The sequence below is a fragment of the Burkholderia sp. PAMC 28687 genome (assembly GCF_001577465.1).
Classification (GTDB): Bacteria; Pseudomonadota; Gammaproteobacteria; order Burkholderiales; family Burkholderiaceae; genus Caballeronia.
This window is the reverse complement of sequence record NZ_CP014505.1, coordinates 2,314,818-2,331,273: the sequence shown is the minus strand read 5'-3', so window position 1 is coordinate 2,331,273 and position 16,456 is coordinate 2,314,818. Positions and strand designations below refer to the sequence as shown.

Below are 16,456 nucleotides of genomic sequence, written 5' to 3'. Positions count from 1 at the left end.
CGCCCTGAACATTCAGGCGAGCGGTTTTTTCATGCTTTTTACGCACCCAGCAGCAGGAAAATCGCCGGCCGTTTGTGCAACTCTGGCGCGGCTTTCTTTTTCCACTCGGAGACCGTCCGCGTAATGATGGTTTCCTCCGGCATCGTCAGGTCGACTGCGACGCAAACCAGCGTCGAAGGCGCGCACGTCGCAAGCAACGTATCCAGCAACGCCCGGTTCCGGTACGGCGTCTCGATAAAAATCTGCGTCTGGTTCGCCTTTCTCGACAAAACTTCGAGTTCGCGAAGGCGTTTGCCGCGCTCGGCGGCATCGACAGGAAGATAGCCATTGAACGCGAAACTCTGGCCGTTCATGCCCGATGCCATCAATGCGAGCAAAATCGAACTCGGTCCTACGAAGGGCACGACTTTCACGCCGCGTTCGTGCGCGCGGCGCACTAGCAGGGCGCCTGGATCGGCGACCGCCGGGCAACCGGCTTCGGAAACCAGCCCCGCGTCGGTGCCGGCGAGTATGGGCTTGAGCAATTTGTCGACTTCGCCTGGTGGCGTGTTGACGTTCAGTTCGCGAATCTCGATTTCCTGGATCGGGCGCTCAGTGCCGACTTTTTTCAGGAAGGCGCGCGTGGTTTTCGCGTTTTCGCCAATGTAATACTGCAACACCGCCGCACGCGCCCGCACGGGTTCAGGCAGGACGTCGGCCAAGGCGGCGCTGTCGCCGTCGCCGAGGGTGTTGGGAATCAGATACAGAACACCGCTCATGCTGCCCCCGCATAAGGAAATCCGGCGGCGCGCAGCATCTTCGACAACGTAATCAACGGCAAACCGATGAGCGCGGTGGGATCGTCGGAATGAATGGCATCGACGAGCGCGATGCCCAATCCCTCCGCTTTCGCGCTTCCCGCCACGTCATAAGGCGTTTCGGCCAGCAAATACGCTTCGATTTCCTCGTCCGGCAGGTCGCGGAAAAGCACGCGGGTGACGATATCGGCGGATTGGACGTGGCCTGTGCGGCTGTCGAAGAGGCAGAGCGCGCTGTGGAAATCGACGTTCTTGCCGCGCATCGACCGGAGTTGCGCGCGGGCGTTTTCGTGCGTGCCGGGCTTGCCGATCTGCCGCCCGTCGCAGGTCGCGACCTGGTCCGAGCCGATCACGAGCGCGCCGCATGCATGCGTCACGCGCGCCGCAGCGGCCTGCGCTTTTGCCACCGAAAGCCGCAGGGCCGTGGCTTCGGGCGTTTCTCCCTGCAGCGGCGTTTCGTCGATATCGGGCGAAATCACATCGAACGGAATGCGCAGGCGTTCGAGCAATTCCCGGCGGTAGCGCGAACTCGACGCAAGGACGAGGCGCGGCGTGTTTGAGACATCGGGCATGAAAAAGTCGGCTATAAACAAGAAGGTGATGGATTCGAGCGGCCGGGCCGCAACCCGAAGGATAAGTGTTTGACTCGAAAAGACAAAGCCGCTATAGTTCTGGGCTTTTCATCGGTATGCGAAGGTGTTTCCGCGCACTCTGATGAACACGCATCAAAGAAAGCAATGAAGCATGCAATAAACTCGTGCAGCAAACTCGTGCAACAAGCGCGGTGACCGGAAGTGTACCGAGATGTGTCGTGGTTTTGAGGACCGGAAGCGGACTAAAAGCGTAGGTCGTCCGCCGCGCCCGGCCCGGCAACTTGGGATAAACCACACCAGCCGGACGGGATCAGTGCGGTGCATACTGCAGCTTCCATCCCTGCCGTGCTACCCGGACTTCGTTGGGCCCGGTCGCGGTACTGACCATTTGCAGGAGCGCACATGACACAAAATCCTGGCAAACCTGCATGTCCCGCGGACCTGCGCGCGCTTGACCTGTTCGACTTTGCGCAAAGCCGCCGGCAGGCAGCAGGCGGCGTACGGGTTTCGCAGTTGCCGCGTCTGCTTAATGAAGTACCGGCGGACGCGCCCGATCGCGACACGGTGTTTTCATGGCAAGCCGAAGGCTCCATGCAGCCGGAATTGCAGGACGACGGCACCGAAGCGCCGCAGCCCTATTTGCGGCTCGCCGTGCACGGTTCGGTCTGGATCGAATGTCAGCGGTGCTTGTCGCCGTATTCGCAGCATCTCGATGTCGACGCAACGTATCGCATTGTGTTGACGGAAGAGGAGGCGGACGAATTTCCGCTGGACAACGATGAAGTCGAGGTGATCGTAGGCTCGCGCCAGTTCGATCTCATCGACTTGATCGAGGATGAATTGTTGTTGTCCTTGCCGCTCGTGCCCAAGCACGACGTGTGTCCCGAAGTGCATGAGAGCCTGAATACAGGTCTCTACAGCGCCGAGGGCGAGCTGGACGAAGGTGGTCTGAATGGCGAAGCAGAACCGCAGCAGGATGGCGGCTCTGGAAGACCCAATCCGTTCGCCGCGCTCGGCAAGCTCAAGCAGGGCGGTTCCGGCAACGACACGCATTGAAGAGTATCGGTATCCGTCAATTGGCGCGATGCGTCCGGATCGACTCACTGGCCTCAGGTCAGGGGCGCCGGTGTGTCGAGCTGTGTTAGAATTCGCAAAATTTTTCTGGAGTCATCATGGCAGTTCAGCAAAACAAGAAATCGCCGTCCAAGCGCGGCATGCATCGTTCGCACGACTTCCTCACGGCGCCGGCGCTGGCTGTCGAGCCGGGCACGGGTGAAGTCCATCTGCGTCACCACGTGAGCCCGAATGGCTACTATCGTGGCAAGAAAGTCATCAAGACGAAGAACGACTAAGCGTACGGCGCGTAGTGCGTCCGCGACGCTCGGTGCGTCTCGCGTCGCCGTCTTGACTCATGGTCTGACACATGAATTGAGCTACGGTCGCTCGCGTTTGACATCTTCCTGGTGCAACAAGAAGGCGGCATTTCACTGCCGCTTTTTTGTGCCTGAAATTCGTCGCACTCCATGACCGTAAAGATCACCATCGACTGCATGGGAGGCGACCACGGCCCGTCCGTGACCGTTCCCGCCGCTGTCAGTTTCGTGCGTTCGCATCCCGACGCGCATCTGCTGCTCGTCGGCATCGAGTCGGCTATCCGTGCGCAGTTGAAGAAATGCAAGGCCGTCGACGAAACCCGGTTGACGGTCGTCCCCGCCACGGAAGTGGTCGAGATGGACGACCCGGTGGAAGTCGCCCTGCGCCGGAAAAAAGATTCGTCGATGCGCGTGGCGCTCAATCTCGTCAAGGAGGGGCAGGCGCAAACCTGCATCTCGGCGGGCAACACCGGCGCATTGATGGCTGTGTCCCGCTATGTGCTGAAGACGCTGCCCGGCATCGAACGGCCGGCTATCGCGTTTGCCATGCCGAGCCAGAAAGGCTTCACCACCGTGCTCGACCTGGGCGCGAACGTGGATTGCGAGCCGCAGCACTTGTTGCAATTCGCCGAGATGGGGCACGCGCTCGTTGCTGCCATCGGTAACAAGGAGCGGCCGACCATCGGGCTTCTCAACATCGGCGAAGAAGTCATCAAGGGCAACGAAACCATCAAACGCGCCGGCGAACTGCTGCGCGCGAGCACGCTCAACTTCTACGGCAACGTGGAAGGCAACGACATCTATAAAGGCACGACGGACGTCGTCGTCTGCGACGGGTTTGTCGGCAATGTGGCGCTGAAGACATCGGAAGGTCTCGCGCAAATGCTCACCGACATGATCCGCGAGGAATTCAGCCGGTCGCTTGCGACCAAGCTGATGGCGCTCGTCGCACTGCCTGTTCTCAAGCGCTTCAAACGGCGCGTCGATCCTGCTCAATACAACGGCGCCGCGCTCCTCGGATTGCGCGGACTCGTCATTAAAAGCCACGGTTCCGCAGAAGCCTACGGGTTTGAGTGGGCTATCAAACGCGGGTATGATGCGGTCAAAAATGGCGTGCTGGAACGACTGGTGCGCGCCATGGAAGATAATGCTGCTCCTGTGCAACAAGTGGCGCTGGGCACTTCCGCTGACGCATCCGGCGCCGTGATCGCGGACCCGGCCGCATCGGCCGCCCGGGCGAGGACACGACCGTCCCAGGCCCGCTCGTGCAGCCGGGCGCACCGGGCGCCGCGCTACCCTCGAAGGCATAATGGCTCAATCGAATCTCTATTCCCGTGTGATCGGAACGGGCAGCTACCTGCCGGCCGATCGTGTCACGAATCAGGATCTGGCCGACCGGCTGGCCAAACAGGGTGTTGAAACGAGCGACGAATGGATCGTTGCCCGCACTGGCATCCATGCCCGTCATTTTGCCGCGGCCGACGAGACAACCAGCGAACTCGCACTGCACGCATCGCGCAACGCGATTGAAGCGGCGGGTATCGATCCCGAGTCGATCGACCTGATCATCGTGGCGACCTCCACCCCCGATTTCGTTTTCCCCAGCACGGCTTGCCTACTGCAGAACAAGCTCGGCATCAAGAATGGCGGCGCCGCGTTCGATATCCAGGCCGTCTGCTCCGGGTTTGCGTACGCCGTCGCCACGGCGGACAGCTTTATCCGTGGCGGCATGAATCGCACGGCGCTGGTAGTCGGCGCTGAAACCTTCTCGCGCATCCTCGACTTCAACGACCGCACCACATGTGTGCTGTTTGGCGACGGCGCGGGGGCGGTCATCCTGCAGGCATCGGACGAACCGGGTGTGCTTTCAAGCGCGCTTCACGCCGACGGCAGCCATTCGAGCATTCTCTGCACACCGGGCAATGTGAACAAGGGCGTGATCGAAGGCAGCGCGTTCCTCCACATGGACGGCCAGGCGGTCTTCAAGCTTGCTGTGAAAGTGCTCGAGAAAGTAGCCGTCGAGGCGCTGGAGAAGGCGCAACTGACGGCCGGCGACATCGACTGGCTCATTCCCCATCAAGCCAACATCCGCATCATGGAAAGCACGGCGAAGAAGTTGCATGTGCCGCTCGAGCGCATGGTCGTGACCGTTGGCGAACATGGCAATACGTCGGCGGCATCGATTCCGCTCGCGTTCGACGTCGCCGTGCGCGACGGCCGCATCAAGCGCGGCCAGCATGTGCTGATAGAAGGCGTCGGCGGCGGCTTCACGTGGGGCGCGTCGGTCATCCGATACTGAACGTAGCCAGCCGTATCAGCCATTCCGACCCATTCAATCGAGTAAGGACGTCATGAACTTCGCGTTCGTTTTTCCGGGACAAGGCTCCCAGTCGGTCGGCATGCTCAACGCATTTGCCGATCACGCCGTGGTGCGCGAAACCGTGCAGCAGGCATCCGATGCACTCGGCCAGGATCTTGGCAAACTGATTGCCGAAGGTCCGGCAGAAGACCTGGGCCTCACGACCAACACGCAACCCGTGATGTTGACCGCGGCTTATGCGATTTATCGTGTGTGGGAGAAGGAAACGGGTATGAAACCGGCGCTCGTGGCCGGACACAGTCTTGGCGAATATACGGCGCTAGTTGCCGCCGGCGCCCTGAAATTCTCCGATGCCGTGCCGCTCGTGCGTTTTCGCGCGCAGGCCATGCAAAGCGCGGTGCCTGTGGGCGAAGGCGGCATGGCCGCGATCCTCGGTCTCGACGATGACGCCGTGCGCGCCGTCTGCGTGGAAGCTTCGGCGGCAGGGATCGTGGAAGCGGTCAATTTCAATGCACCGTCGCAAGTGGTGATCGCAGGCGCGAAAGCCGGTGTCGACAGGGCCTGCGAACTGGCGAAAGCGAAGGGCGCAAAACGCGCCTTGCCGCTGCCGGTTTCGGCGCCGTTCCATTCGTCGCTTTTGAAACCCGCGTCGGACCAGTTGCGCGAATATCTGGCGGGCGTCGAGATCGGCGTGCCGCACATTCCGCTGATCAATAACATCGATGTCGCCATTATTTCCGAGCCTGCCGCCATCAAGGACGCGCTCGTGCGCCAGGCCGCGGGTCCCGTGCGCTGGGTCGAAAGCGTGCAGAAGATCGCACATGAAGGCGTCACGCACGTGATCGAATGTGGCCCGGGCAAGGTGCTGAATGGCTTGACGAAGCGTATCGACGGCACGCTGGTCGGCGCATCCATTTTCGATCCCGCTTCGCTCGACGAAGCGCGCAAGCTGCTCGCCGGCTGAACACGACAAGGAATGGATAAAACATGATTCTGGACAAGCAGATTGTGGTTGTAACGGGTGCATCGCGCGGGATCGGCCGTTCGATCGCGCTCGAACTCGCGCGTCAGGGCGCGACGGTGATTGGCACGGCGACGAGCGAAAGCGGCGCCGATGCAATCTCCGCAGCGCTCAAAGAAGCCGGCGTGCAAGGCCGCGGCACGGTGCTCAACGTAACTGACGCTGCGGCGACTGAAGCGTTCATCGATGGCGTGGTGAAGGAATTCGGCGGCCTGAATGTGCTGGTGAACAACGCCGGGATCACGAAAGACCAACTGGCGATGCGCATGAAAGACGAAGAGTTCGATGCCGTTATCGACACAAACCTGAGCGCCGTTTTCCGCCTGTCGCGCGCGGTTCTGCGCCCGATGATGAAAGCGCGCGGCGGACGAATCATCAACATCACGTCGGTGGTGGCGTCGTCGGGCAATCCGGGTCAGGCGAATTACGCCGCCGCGAAGGCTGGCGTGGCGGGCATGACGCGCGCGTTGGCGCGCGAAATCGGCAGCCGCGGGATCACGGTGAACTGCATTGCGCCGGGCTTCATCGATACCGACATGACCAAGGTCTTGCCCGAAGCGCAGCGCACGGCACTCACAGCACAGATACCACTTGGCCGACTGGGCAGCCCCGAGGATATCGCTCATGCTGTGGCTTTCCTGGCCTCCCCGCACGCAGGCTACATTACGGGAACGACGCTGCATGTGAACGGCGGCATGTACATGTGACAGGCATTTGGTTAATATCCGCGCCTTGGCGGGTGCGCAAAATGCTAATTGAAAGCACGCTGCGCGGGACGCGAAATGCGCTGTGATCAGTAGGTGTCGTCGAAAGTGTGTGACGTGTTTCAGAAGCCCGTCACGCGTGAAGCAAACCTGATTCGTGCGTGGGTTATTACGGGTGCAAACCTGATAAAATGCGCGCACTTGTGTTTTTGAACTACATTTCCCTCGGAGGGCTGCATGGACAATATCGAACAGCGCGTGAAGAAGATCGTCGCCGAACAACTGGGCGTCGCCGAAGCCGAAATCAAGAACGAAGCTTCGTTCGTCAACGATCTGGGCGCTGACTCGCTCGACACCGTCGAACTCGTGATGGCTCTCGAAGACGAATTCGGCATGGAAATTCCGGACGAAGAAGCAGAAAAGATCACGACGGTTCAGCAAGCGATCGATTACGCTCGCGCGAACGTCAAGGCTTAAGCGCCACGCGCAGCCGCTGCTACGATATTCGGGGTTGACGCTCTGTTGCGCTTCGAACCGCGCTTCGAACCGATTTAACAGCCACAGGGCTCACAGGACATTTCCTGTGAATCTTGTGGCTTTTTGCTTTTTGTCATCTATGGATAAGGGGTCACCGTGAGCCGTCGTCGTGTTGTTGTTACAGGCCTTGGGCTGATATCGCCTGTCGGCAATACCGTTGCCGACGGCTGGGCCAATCTGGTCGCCGGCAAGTCAGGCATTGGCGAGATCACGAAGTTCGACGCAACGAACTTCTCCACGCGCTTTGCCGGTGAAGTCAAAGGCTTCAATGTCGAAGACTACATGCCGGCCAAGGAAGCGCGCCACATGGATACCTTTATCCATTACGGCATTGCAGCCGGGGTTCAGGCCATGCAGGACAGCGGGCTTGAGATCACCGATGAAAACTCTGAGCGCGTAGGTGTTGTGGTGGGCTCGGGAATCGGCGGCTTGCCGATGATCGAAGCCACGCAAACAGAGTTGCTGAACCGCGGCCCGCGCCGCGTTTCGCCGTTTTTCGTGCCGGCTTCGATCATCAACATGATCTCCGGGCATCTTTCCATCCGTTTTGGTTTGAAAGGGCCGAATCTCGCGATCGTGACCGCCTGTACCACGGGGTTGCACTGTATCGGGGAAGGCTCGCGCCTGATCGAGTACGGCGACGCCGACGTGATGATCTGCGGCGGCTCCGAGGCGACCGTTTCGCCGCTGGGTATTGGCGGCTTTGCGGCGGCGCGTGCGCTGTCGCAGCGCAACGACGATCCGGCAACGGCAAGCCGTCCGTGGGACAAGGATCGCGACGGTTTTGTCCTGGGTGAAGGCGCAGGCGTGATGGTGCTCGAAGAGTACGAGCACGCGAAGGCCCGTGGCGCGAAGATCTACGCAGAAGTCAGCGGCTACGGCATGAGCGGTGACGCGTATCACATGACCGCTCCGCCGGAAGATGGCGACGGCGCGCGCCGCAGCATGCGCAATGCGCTGAAAAACGCCCAGATCAACCCCGACGAAGTGCATTACCTGAATGCGCACGGCACCTCCACGCCGCTGGGCGATCTGGCGGAAACCGTCGGCATCAAGAACATGTTCGGCGATCACGCCAAGAAAATCGTCGTGAACTCCACCAAGTCGATGACCGGGCACCTGCTCGGCGGCGCCGGCGGTCTGGAGTCGGTGTTCACGGTGCTGGCGCTGCATCACCAGGTGTCGCCGCCGACCATCAACATCTTCAATCAGGACCCGCAGTGCGACCTGGACTACTGCGCGAACGAAGCGCGGGAAATGAAGATCGACGTGGCGCTGAAAAATTCGTTCGGCTTCGGCGGCACGAACGGTACGCTCGTTTTCAAGCGTCACTGAAGCTTGCTGAGCACGCCGCCCAGTGGTCGCGAATGTGCGTAAGTCGGAGCGTGTATTGCAGCGGGAAGCATCGGTGGATGGTATCGCCGGTTTTTCCCGCCGTCAGAAAATCATCCGGTCGCGCTTGTTATGGGCCGCCACGCTGGCGTTCATGGCGGTCGCGGCCGGCGCCGTATTCGAGTCGGTTGCGGCGTACAGCGGATTATTCGATGCCTGCGTCGCGGCGCTCGTAGTCACGGTCGGGCTTGGCGGCATTGCGTTCAGGCGCGAACGTCGCCGGCCAGTGGCATTCGAGATCGGTCAGGATGGGTTGACGACCTGGGACCGTGAGGGCCGCTCGCAATATCGGCAAATATCGGGTTGCGCCCAGTGGAGCGATCGCCTGCTTGCACTGATCCTGGTTTCTGCCGAGGGGCGTTCCGAGCCCTTGCTCGTTCCGGCGGACGCGCTCGCCGGTGCCGGCGTGTTTCGTGAACTGGCCGTTCGCGCCCGGCGCTGCGCCCAGGAACACCTGTAACGCTTGTAACCGCCCATCAGCATCCGGCGCGTCCCGGCGGCGTAACGCTACAATAGCCCTCCGCGTAGCACCCCCAAAGTTAACGGATTTCCCAGGTGAGCGAAAAAGAAATCGATCAGGTACTGGTCGAACGCGTGCAGAAGGGCGATAAGGCAGCGTTTGAGCTTCTGGTCGCCAAATATCAGCGCAAGATTATCCGGCTCATTTCGCGGCTCGTCCGCGACCCCGCCGAAGTAGAGGACGTCGCGCAAGACGCCTTTATCAAGGCTTATCGCGCGTTGCCGCAATTTCGCGGAGAATCGGCGTTTTACACGTGGCTTTACCGGATTGCGGTGAACACGGCAAAGAACTATCTTGCCACTCAAAGCCGGCGTGCTCCAACTTCTACCGAAGCTGATGCAGAAGAAGCGGAAACTTTCTCCGACGCAGACCAACTAAGGGATATCAACACGCCCGAGTCGATGTTGATGAGCAAGCAGATCGCACAGACGGTCAATGCTGCGATGGCGGTTTTACCGGAAGAACTGCGCACCGCCATAACTCTTCGTGAAATTGAAGGTCTGAGTTACGAAGAAATCGCCGAGATGATGAATTGCCCTATCGGGACCGTCAGATCGAGAATTTTTCGTGCTCGCGAAGCCATTGCGGCAAAATTGCGTCCATTGCTGGACACTCCCGAAGGCAAACGCTGGTAGCAGCGAGGCTGCGCGGGGCAGGGACGCGGTATCTGGGTCAGGTAGTGTCACTAGGGGCAGTCAAGATGGGGAGCATCATGGGGTCGGTTTCGGTGCAATCGCAAGCTGGTACGCGAGGCGAGCGTCTTTCCGCTTTTGTCGATGGGGAATCCTTCGACGATTCGGGGGATTTGAGCCAATTTCTTTCCGGATTTACGCAAAAAGACCGCGCGGCGTGGTCGGACTATCACCTGATCGGCGACGCACTGCGTTCCGACGATCTCGCGGCCAGTCCCGAAGCTAGCAGCGCGTTCATGAACGCATTTTCAGCGCGTTTTGAAGCTGAAGCGCATGTATTTGCGCCTGCGGCCATTCCGGCGGCATCGGCTGAACGTGCGCGTTCAGGCATGTTCCGCCGTCGCGTAGTTCCGGCTTTCGCTGTCGCGGCCGCTGCGGCAACGCTCACGTGGATCGTCGTGCCGCAGTTGCAGGGCGTCGACAACCACAGCGGCGTGCAAATGGCGAGCGTATCGTCGTCGGATCATGTGCAACGCGTCGCAATGGCCTCGGTGCCGGCTGCCACGCTGCGTTCGCCGGTTGTCGAAGCGAACATCATCCGTGATGCAAGTCTCGACCAGTATCTGGAAGCGCATCAGCAATTCTCGCAACAGCCCGTCATGCCGGGCTCGACGCCTTTGATCCGCACTGCGGCTACGAGCCAGGGTCAATAATTGATGCAACTTGTGCGGTTGAAGAAAACGACTCTTTGGGGCCGGCTGCCGGTTTTGTTGTTCTGTGCAGCCGCGTTGGTATCCGCAGCATCGGGCGCTTACGCGCAGGGCGGCGCCCCGCAGGGCGGTGTTTCTGCCGCCTCGCGCAAGTCCGCTGCGGACCTGCTCAACCGGATTCACGAAGCCGCACAGCAGCAGAACTACGAAGGCACCTTCGTCTATCAGCGTGGGACAACGGTGCAGTCGTCGCGAATTACACACTCGGCAGCGCGCAGCGACGGCGAGTACGAGTCGCTGGAAAGTCTCGATGGCAAGCCCCGCAAGATGCTCCGCCACGACGACGACATGTACACGTTCGTGCCCGAACGTCATCTGCTGGTCGTCGAAAAACGTCAGAACAAGGATTCGTTCCCGGCGCTGCTTGCTACGGGCGGCGAACAGGTCTTGTCCGTCTATGAGCCGAAGATGCTCGGCGCGGATCGTGTCGCGGGCATCGACTGCCAGGTCATCGAGCTCGATCCGAAAGACGCCTGGCGCTTTGCCTACAAGCTTTGGTCCGATACGAAGACCGGTCTTTTGCTGCGTGCCCAGACGCTCGGCCCCGATGGCCAGGTGCTCGAGCAGCTTTCATTTTCGCAAGTAACGATAGGCGGCACAGTCGATCGTGCGGCAATTGCGAGCGGGATCAAGAACATCAACGGATGGACGGTCGTGCGGCCGCCGGTTCAGCCGGTCGACATGCAGGCGCAAGGCTGGAAAATCGCGCCCAATGTCCCCGGTTTCCGTGAGATCCGCGAGTTGCGCCGGCCTATGGCGTCGCGTGAGGAGGGCCAAGCGCCCATTCCCGTCGATCAAGCCGTTTTCTCCGACGGCCTCGCGGCAATCTCGGTTTTTGTCGAGCCGGTGGAAAAGAATTCCCGTAAGGAAGGCGCCGGCAATAGTGGCGCGACACACGTACTAGTCAAGCGGCAAGGGGATTTCTGGATTACCTTGTTAGGTGAAGTGCCCCAGGCCACGTTGCAGCAATTTGCTTCTGCCATAGAATACAAGCCTTCCAAGTAATTCCTCGGCCCACCAAGATATGAGCAACCTCTCGCTGCGCACCTTCCTCACGGCCGCGGCGCTTGCTGCATGCCTGCCGCTTGCGACCTCCGCGGCAACGGCTGCATCGGGCGCCTCGGCGCCGGCAGTCGCGCCGGTTGCATCGACTGGCGCAGTGCCAATCGTGAATCTGCCTGACTTCACCACGCTCGTGGACAGGGTGGGGCCGTCAGTGGTGAATATCCGCACGACCACGCGCGTGAGCAGCAGCAGCGACCTTCGCGGCTTGCCACCGGGCATGGATAACGGGGACATGTCGGAGTTCTTCCGGCGTTTCTTCGGCATCCCGATGCCTGGAACACCCGGTTCGCAAGGTTCACCTCACGGCGGGAACGGCGGCGGCGGTGGTGGCGGTGGCGGTGGCGGTGGCGATCAGGGTGGTGACAGCGGCGGCGGCAGTGGCCGCGGAAACCGCAGCGCGCCGCAAGACAGCCCCGACAGCCAGGACAATTCCGAGCAGAGCAGCGGTGTGGGCTCGGGCTTCATCATGTCGGCCGATGGTTACGTGATGACCAACGCTCACGTGGTCGATGACGCCGACACCATCTACGTCACGCTCACCGACAAACGCGAGTTCAAGGCGAGGCTGGTTGGCGTCGACGAACGCACGGACGTCGCAGTGGTCAAGATCCAGGCAACGAGCTTGCCGGCCATCACCATGGGCGACTCGAACAAGGTGCGCGTGGGCGAATGGGTGCTCGCAATCGGTTCGCCTTTCGGTCTCGACAACACGGTGACCGCGGGTATCGTCAGCGCCAAGGGGCGCGATACTGGCGACTACCTGCCGTTCATCCAGACGGACGTCGCGGTGAATCCGGGCAATTCGGGCGGACCGCTGATCAACATGGCTGGTGAAGTCATTGGCATCAATTCGCAGATCTACAGTCGCACCGGCGGTTTCATGGGGATTTCGTTCGCAATTCCTATCGACGAAGCCATGCGGGTCGCCGATCAACTGAAGACGGGCGGCAAGGTGGTGCGTGGCCGTATCGCGGTGGCGATTGGCGAAGTGACCAAGGAAGTGGCCGATTCGCTCGGACTGCCGAAGGCGCAAGGGGCGCTGGTGAGCAGCGTGGAACCGGGCGGTCCCGCCGATAAAGCCGGCATCCAGCCGGGCGACATCATCCTGAAATACAACGGCCACGATGTCTCCACCGCGACCGATCTGCCGCGTATGGTCGGCGACACGAAGCCTGGCACGAAGGCGACCATCACCGTCTGGCGCAAGGGTCAGTCGCGTGACCTGCCGATCACCATCGCGGAAATGCAGCCGGACAAGGTCACCAAGGCCGAACCCAAGAAGCCGGCCCCGCCGAAGGAGCGTTCGCCGAGCAACGCGCTGGGTATCGCGGTGAGCGACATCCCGGCCGACCAGAAGAAGTCGCTGAAAATCCCCAATGGCGTGCAGGTGGAAGCGGTCGAAGGGCCGGCATCGCGTGCAGGGTTCCAGAAGGGCGACATCATCCTGCGTATCGGCGACACGGATATCACGAGCGCCAAGCAGTTCGATGCCGTCGCGCAGAACGTCGATCCGAGCAAGATGGTCGCGGTTCTCGTGCGCCGTGGCGACAACACGCAATTCGTGCCGCTGCGTCCGCGGTCGCAGAAGTAGGCTGCAATGCCCGCGCTCAAGCTCTACGGGCGCGCTTGGTGCCATCTCTGCGAGGATTTGCGCGCCGGACTCGAGCCGATCGCGGCGGAGTTCGGCGTGCCGGTCGAATGGATCGATATCGATACCGATCCGGCGCTCGAAGCGCTTTATGACGAACTCGTGCCCGTTTTGCTGTTCGATGGCGTCCAGTTGTGCCACTACCGGCTGGACGAATCCCGCGTGAGACAGGCGCTCGCCGCAATCGCCTGAGCGGGGCTGCAAACGCCCGCGTGTGAACGTAAATTCCCGTCCCCCCTCCTTTTCGGCTAAAATCGAAAGGTTTTTTACCCCATTTTCAAGGCGTGCTCCGCGTTTGTCTGGGCGCGCCTTTTTGCTTGATCGGCACTGAATGAATCATATTCGTAACTTCTCGATCATTGCGCACATCGACCACGGCAAATCGACGCTGGCCGACCGCATCATCCAGCTTTGCGGCGGCTTGTCCGACCGCGAAATGGACGCGCAGGTGCTCGATTCCATGGATCTCGAGCGTGAGCGCGGCATCACGATCAAGGCGCAAACCGCGGCCCTGAGCTACAAGGCGCGCGACGGTCAGGTCTACAACCTGAATCTCATCGACACCCCCGGACACGTCGACTTTTCTTATGAAGTCAGCCGTTCGCTGTCGGCGTGCGAAGGCGCGCTGCTGGTCGTGGACGCGAGCCAGGGCGTGGAAGCGCAGACGGTCGCCAACTGCTACATGGCGATCGAACTCGGCGTGGAAGTCGTGCCGGTGCTGAACAAGATCGACTTGCCGGCCGCCGACCCCGAGAACGCGATCGCGGAAATCGAAGACGTGATCGGTATCGATGCAACCGATGCGACGCATTGCAGCGCCAAGACGGGCCTCGGCGTCACCGACGTACTCGAAGCGCTGATCGCGAAGGTGCCGCCGCCAAAGGGCGATCCGGACGCGCCGCTGCAGGCGCTGATCATCGACTCGTGGTTCGATAACTACGTGGGCGTGGTCATGCTCGTGCGCATCAAGAACGGCACGCTGCGCCCGAAAGACAAGATCAAGATGATGGCGTCCGGCGCGGTGTATCCGGTCGAGCACCTCGGCGTGTTCGCGCCGAAGGCCACGAACCTGGCGTCGCTGTCGGCGGGGCAGGTGGGCTTCATTATCGCGGGCATCAAGGAGCTGCAGGCTGCGAAGGTCGGCGATACGGTCACCACCGTCGCCCGTCCGGCCGAAACGCCGTTGCCCGGTTTCAAGGAAGTGAAGCCGCAAGTGTTCGCCGGTTTGTATCCGGTCGAAGCGAACCAGTACGACGCGCTGCGCGAATCGCTGGAAAAGCTGAAGCTCAACGACGCGTCGCTGCAATACGAGCCGGAGGTGTCGCAGGCGCTCGGTTTTGGTTTCCGATGCGGCTTTCTCGGTCTTCTGCACATGGAGATCGTGCAGGAACGCCTTGAGCGCGAGTTCGACATGGACCTCATCACCACGGCGCCGACCGTGGTGTACGAAGTCGTGAAGCGCGACGGCGAACTGATCCAGGTCGAGAATCCGGCCAAGATGCCGGAGCCTTCGTACATTGAAGAAGTGCGCGAGCCGATCGTGACCGTGAACCTGTACATGCCGCAGGAGTACGTGGGCGCGGTGATCACGCTGTGCACGGGCAAGCGCGGCCAGCAGATCAACATGCAGTATCACGGTCGTCAGGTCCAGCTCACGTACGAAATTCCCATGGCGGAAATCGTGCTCGATTTCTTCGATCGGCTGAAGTCCACGTCGCGCGGTTATGCGTCCATGGACTACGAGTTCAAGGAATATCGTGCGTCGGACGTGGTGAAGGTCGACATGCTGATCAACGGCGATAAAGTCGATGCGCTGTCAGTCATCACGCACCGGTCGCAGAGCCAGCATCGCGGGCGCGAAGTGGCGTCGAAGATGCGCGAACTGATTCCGCGGCAGATGTACGACGTGGCGATCCAGGCGACTATCGGCGCGAACATCATTGCGCGCGAGAACATTAAAGCATTGCGTAAGAACGTTCTGGCAAAGTGCTACGGCGGCGATATCTCCCGAAAGAAAAAGCTCCTGGAAAAGCAGAAGGCCGGCAAGAAGCGCATGAAGCAGGTCGGTTCGGTCGAGATTCCGCAAGAAGCTTTCCTCGCGATTCTTCGCGTCGAAGATTAATAAAACAACCGGAAACGATTGATGAATTTTGCGTTGATTCTTTTGGTGCTCGTCGTCCTGACGGGTATCGCGTGGGTGTTCGATAAACTGGTATTCGAGCCGCAACGGCGGCGCGCGGCAGATGCAGCGGTAGCGGAGTTCGACCAGCAGCAGGCACGTCTGGAACCGCGCTTCGCCGACGAACACGCACCGCAAACACGTGCTCGTCTGCGCGATGAAAAACTCCGCCAGCCCTGGTATCTGGAATATTCGGCAAGCTTCTTTCCGGTCATCCTCGTGGTTTTTGTCGTGCGTTCGTTCGTTGTCGAGCCCTTCAAGATTCCGTCCGGATCGATGGTGCCAACGCTGCTGGTCGGCGACTTCATTCTGGTCAATAAATTCGAATACGGTTTACGCCTGCCTATCAGCAATACGAAGCTGACAAGCGGCACGCCGCTTAAACGCGGCGACGTGGTCGTGTTCCGTTATCCAAAAGACGAATCCGTCGATTACATCAAGCGTGTAATCGGACTTCCCGGCGACACGGTTGCGTATCAGGACAAGAAGCTCACCATCAATGGCAAGCCGGTTCCTGAAACGTCGTTGCCCGATTTCTTCGATGACGAACGCATTGGCTATGCAAAGCAGTTCGAAGAAGATCTCGACGGCCGCAAGAACGCCATTCTGAACAATGCGCAAGTACCGCCGTTTGTGATTGGCGCCGATGATTTCCCGAATCGCGACAACTGCAATTACAACGCACAAGGCGTGATCTGCAAGGTGCCCCCGGGAAGTTACTTCATGATGGGCGACAATCGCGACAACAGCGCGGACAGCCGTTATTGGGGTTTTGTACCTGATGCAAATATCGTTGGTCGAGCATTCTTTATCTGGATGAACTTCAGCAGTTTGAAGCGCATTGGCTCATTCCATTGAAACACGCCATGCTTGTATAAATGGTTCGACATTACGCCGCGGGATAA

The 16,456-nt window shown here is 60.4% G+C and carries 17 protein-coding genes and 1 pseudogene; 16 read left to right on the top strand and 2 right to left on the bottom strand.

Annotated elements, in window-relative coordinates; translation table 11 throughout:
• Positions 1-38: 38 nt before the first annotated feature.
• Positions 39-758 carry an SAM-dependent methyltransferase gene (locus AX768_RS10830; RefSeq protein ID WP_061999955.1) on the bottom strand — a complete coding sequence of 240 codons (720 nt, stop codon included), beginning with the start codon at positions 756-758 and terminating at the stop codon, positions 39-41.
• Entirely contained in the window at positions 755-1,369 is a 615-nt protein-coding gene (locus AX768_RS10825) for a Maf-like protein (protein ID WP_061999954.1), read from the bottom strand. Before AX768_RS10825 ends, AX768_RS10830 begins: the two co-directional genes overlap by 4 nt.
• Before the next feature lie 423 nt (positions 1,370-1,792).
• Here AX768_RS10825 and AX768_RS10820 point away from each other — a divergent pair, with 423 nt between their 5' ends.
• The 16 genes and pseudogenes from AX768_RS10820 (at position 1,793) to lepB (ending at position 16,409) form a co-directional block, all read left to right on the top strand.
• Positions 1,793-2,446, top strand: a complete 654-nt coding sequence (locus AX768_RS10820) for a YceD family protein (protein ID WP_061999953.1) — start codon at positions 1,793-1,795, stop codon at positions 2,444-2,446.
• A gap of 116 nt (positions 2,447-2,562) precedes the next feature.
• The gene (gene rpmF / locus AX768_RS10815) at positions 2,563-2,742 is read left to right on the top strand and encodes a 50S ribosomal protein L32 (RefSeq protein WP_056354381.1); all 180 of its coding nucleotides are present in this window, start codon (positions 2,563-2,565) and stop codon (positions 2,740-2,742) included.
• Positions 2,743-2,913: 171 nt separating this feature from the next.
• Positions 2,914-3,987: pseudogene (gene plsX / locus AX768_RS10810) on the top strand (phosphate acyltransferase PlsX); the annotation flags it as partial.
• A gap of 85 nt (positions 3,988-4,072) precedes the next feature.
• A complete protein-coding gene (locus tag AX768_RS10805) occupies positions 4,073-5,062 on the top strand; it encodes a beta-ketoacyl-ACP synthase III (RefSeq protein ID WP_061999952.1) in 990 nt (329 codons plus the stop codon).
• Positions 5,063-5,114: 52 nt separating this feature from the next.
• On the top strand, positions 5,115-6,047 hold the full coding sequence (gene fabD / locus AX768_RS10800) for an ACP S-malonyltransferase (RefSeq protein WP_061999951.1): 933 nt from the start codon (positions 5,115-5,117) through the stop codon (positions 6,045-6,047).
• Positions 6,048-6,070: 23 nt separating this feature from the next.
• The gene (gene fabG, locus AX768_RS10795; RefSeq protein WP_061999950.1) at positions 6,071-6,811 is read left to right on the top strand and encodes a 3-oxoacyl-ACP reductase FabG; all 741 of its coding nucleotides are present in this window, start codon (positions 6,071-6,073) and stop codon (positions 6,809-6,811) included.
• Positions 6,812-7,045: 234 nt separating this feature from the next.
• Positions 7,046-7,285, top strand: a complete 240-nt coding sequence (gene acpP, locus AX768_RS10790) for an acyl carrier protein (protein WP_004197638.1) — start codon at positions 7,046-7,048, stop codon at positions 7,283-7,285.
• Between the two features lie 156 nt (positions 7,286-7,441).
• A complete protein-coding gene (gene fabF, locus AX768_RS10785) occupies positions 7,442-8,680 on the top strand; it encodes a beta-ketoacyl-ACP synthase II (RefSeq protein WP_061999949.1) in 1,239 nt (412 codons plus the stop codon).
• A gap of 55 nt (positions 8,681-8,735) precedes the next feature.
• Complete coding sequence (locus AX768_RS10780; RefSeq protein WP_155524225.1) at positions 8,736-9,197, top strand: hypothetical protein; 462 nt, start codon at positions 8,736-8,738, stop codon at positions 9,195-9,197.
• A 95-nt stretch (positions 9,198-9,292) separates the two neighbouring features.
• A complete protein-coding gene (gene rpoE / locus AX768_RS10775; protein WP_031363443.1) occupies positions 9,293-9,892 on the top strand; it encodes an RNA polymerase sigma factor RpoE in 600 nt (199 codons plus the stop codon).
• A gap of 77 nt (positions 9,893-9,969) precedes the next feature.
• Positions 9,970-10,602 carry a sigma-E factor negative regulatory protein gene (locus AX768_RS10770; RefSeq protein WP_061999947.1) on the top strand — a complete coding sequence of 211 codons (633 nt, stop codon included), beginning with the start codon at positions 9,970-9,972 and terminating at the stop codon, positions 10,600-10,602.
• A 3-nt stretch (positions 10,603-10,605) separates the two neighbouring features.
• Positions 10,606-11,664, top strand: coding sequence for a MucB/RseB C-terminal domain-containing protein (locus tag AX768_RS10765; protein WP_062000932.1), 1,059 nt, complete (start codon positions 10,606-10,608; stop codon positions 11,662-11,664).
• Positions 11,665-11,683: 19 nt separating this feature from the next.
• Complete coding sequence (locus AX768_RS10760; RefSeq protein ID WP_061999946.1) at positions 11,684-13,315, top strand: DegQ family serine endoprotease; 1,632 nt, start codon at positions 11,684-11,686, stop codon at positions 13,313-13,315.
• Between the two features lie 6 nt (positions 13,316-13,321).
• The gene (locus tag AX768_RS10755) at positions 13,322-13,564 is read left to right on the top strand and encodes a glutaredoxin family protein (protein ID WP_061999945.1); all 243 of its coding nucleotides are present in this window, start codon (positions 13,322-13,324) and stop codon (positions 13,562-13,564) included.
• Between the two features lie 139 nt (positions 13,565-13,703).
• Positions 13,704-15,494, top strand: coding sequence for a translation elongation factor 4 (gene lepA, locus AX768_RS10750; RefSeq protein WP_061999944.1), 1,791 nt, complete (start codon positions 13,704-13,706; stop codon positions 15,492-15,494).
• Positions 15,495-15,515: 21 nt separating this feature from the next.
• On the top strand, positions 15,516-16,409 hold the full coding sequence (gene lepB, locus AX768_RS10745; protein ID WP_061999943.1) for a signal peptidase I: 894 nt from the start codon (positions 15,516-15,518) through the stop codon (positions 16,407-16,409).
• Positions 16,410-16,456: the final 47 nt, after the last annotated feature.

Excerpts from the sequence above, each read along its gene's own strand:
- AX768_RS10830 (WP_061999955.1), bottom strand. The coding sequence starts at position 758 with ATGAGCGGTGTTCTGTATCTGATTCCCAACACCCTCGGCGACGGCGAC.
- AX768_RS10825 (WP_061999954.1), bottom strand. The coding sequence starts at position 1,369 with ATGCCCGATGTCTCAAACACGCCGCGCCTCGTCCTTGCGTCGAGTTCG.
- AX768_RS10820 (WP_061999953.1), top strand. The coding sequence starts at position 1,793 with ATGACACAAAATCCTGGCAAACCTGCATGTCCCGCGGACCTGCGCGCG.
- rpmF (WP_056354381.1), top strand. The coding sequence starts at position 2,563 with ATGGCAGTTCAGCAAAACAAGAAATCGCCGTCCAAGCGCGGCATGCAT.
- AX768_RS10805 (WP_061999952.1), top strand. The coding sequence starts at position 4,073 with ATGGCTCAATCGAATCTCTATTCCCGTGTGATCGGAACGGGCAGCTAC.
- fabD (WP_061999951.1), top strand. The coding sequence starts at position 5,115 with ATGAACTTCGCGTTCGTTTTTCCGGGACAAGGCTCCCAGTCGGTCGGC.
- fabG (WP_061999950.1), top strand. The coding sequence starts at position 6,071 with ATGATTCTGGACAAGCAGATTGTGGTTGTAACGGGTGCATCGCGCGGG.
- acpP (WP_004197638.1), top strand. The coding sequence starts at position 7,046 with ATGGACAATATCGAACAGCGCGTGAAGAAGATCGTCGCCGAACAACTG.
- AX768_RS10770 (WP_061999947.1), top strand. The coding sequence starts at position 9,970 with ATGGGGTCGGTTTCGGTGCAATCGCAAGCTGGTACGCGAGGCGAGCGT.
- AX768_RS10765 (WP_062000932.1), top strand. The coding sequence starts at position 10,606 with ATGCAACTTGTGCGGTTGAAGAAAACGACTCTTTGGGGCCGGCTGCCG.
- AX768_RS10760 (WP_061999946.1), top strand. The coding sequence starts at position 11,684 with ATGAGCAACCTCTCGCTGCGCACCTTCCTCACGGCCGCGGCGCTTGCT.
- AX768_RS10755 (WP_061999945.1), top strand. The coding sequence starts at position 13,322 with ATGCCCGCGCTCAAGCTCTACGGGCGCGCTTGGTGCCATCTCTGCGAG.
- lepA (WP_061999944.1), top strand. The coding sequence starts at position 13,704 with ATGAATCATATTCGTAACTTCTCGATCATTGCGCACATCGACCACGGC.
- lepB (WP_061999943.1), top strand. The coding sequence starts at position 15,516 with ATGAATTTTGCGTTGATTCTTTTGGTGCTCGTCGTCCTGACGGGTATC.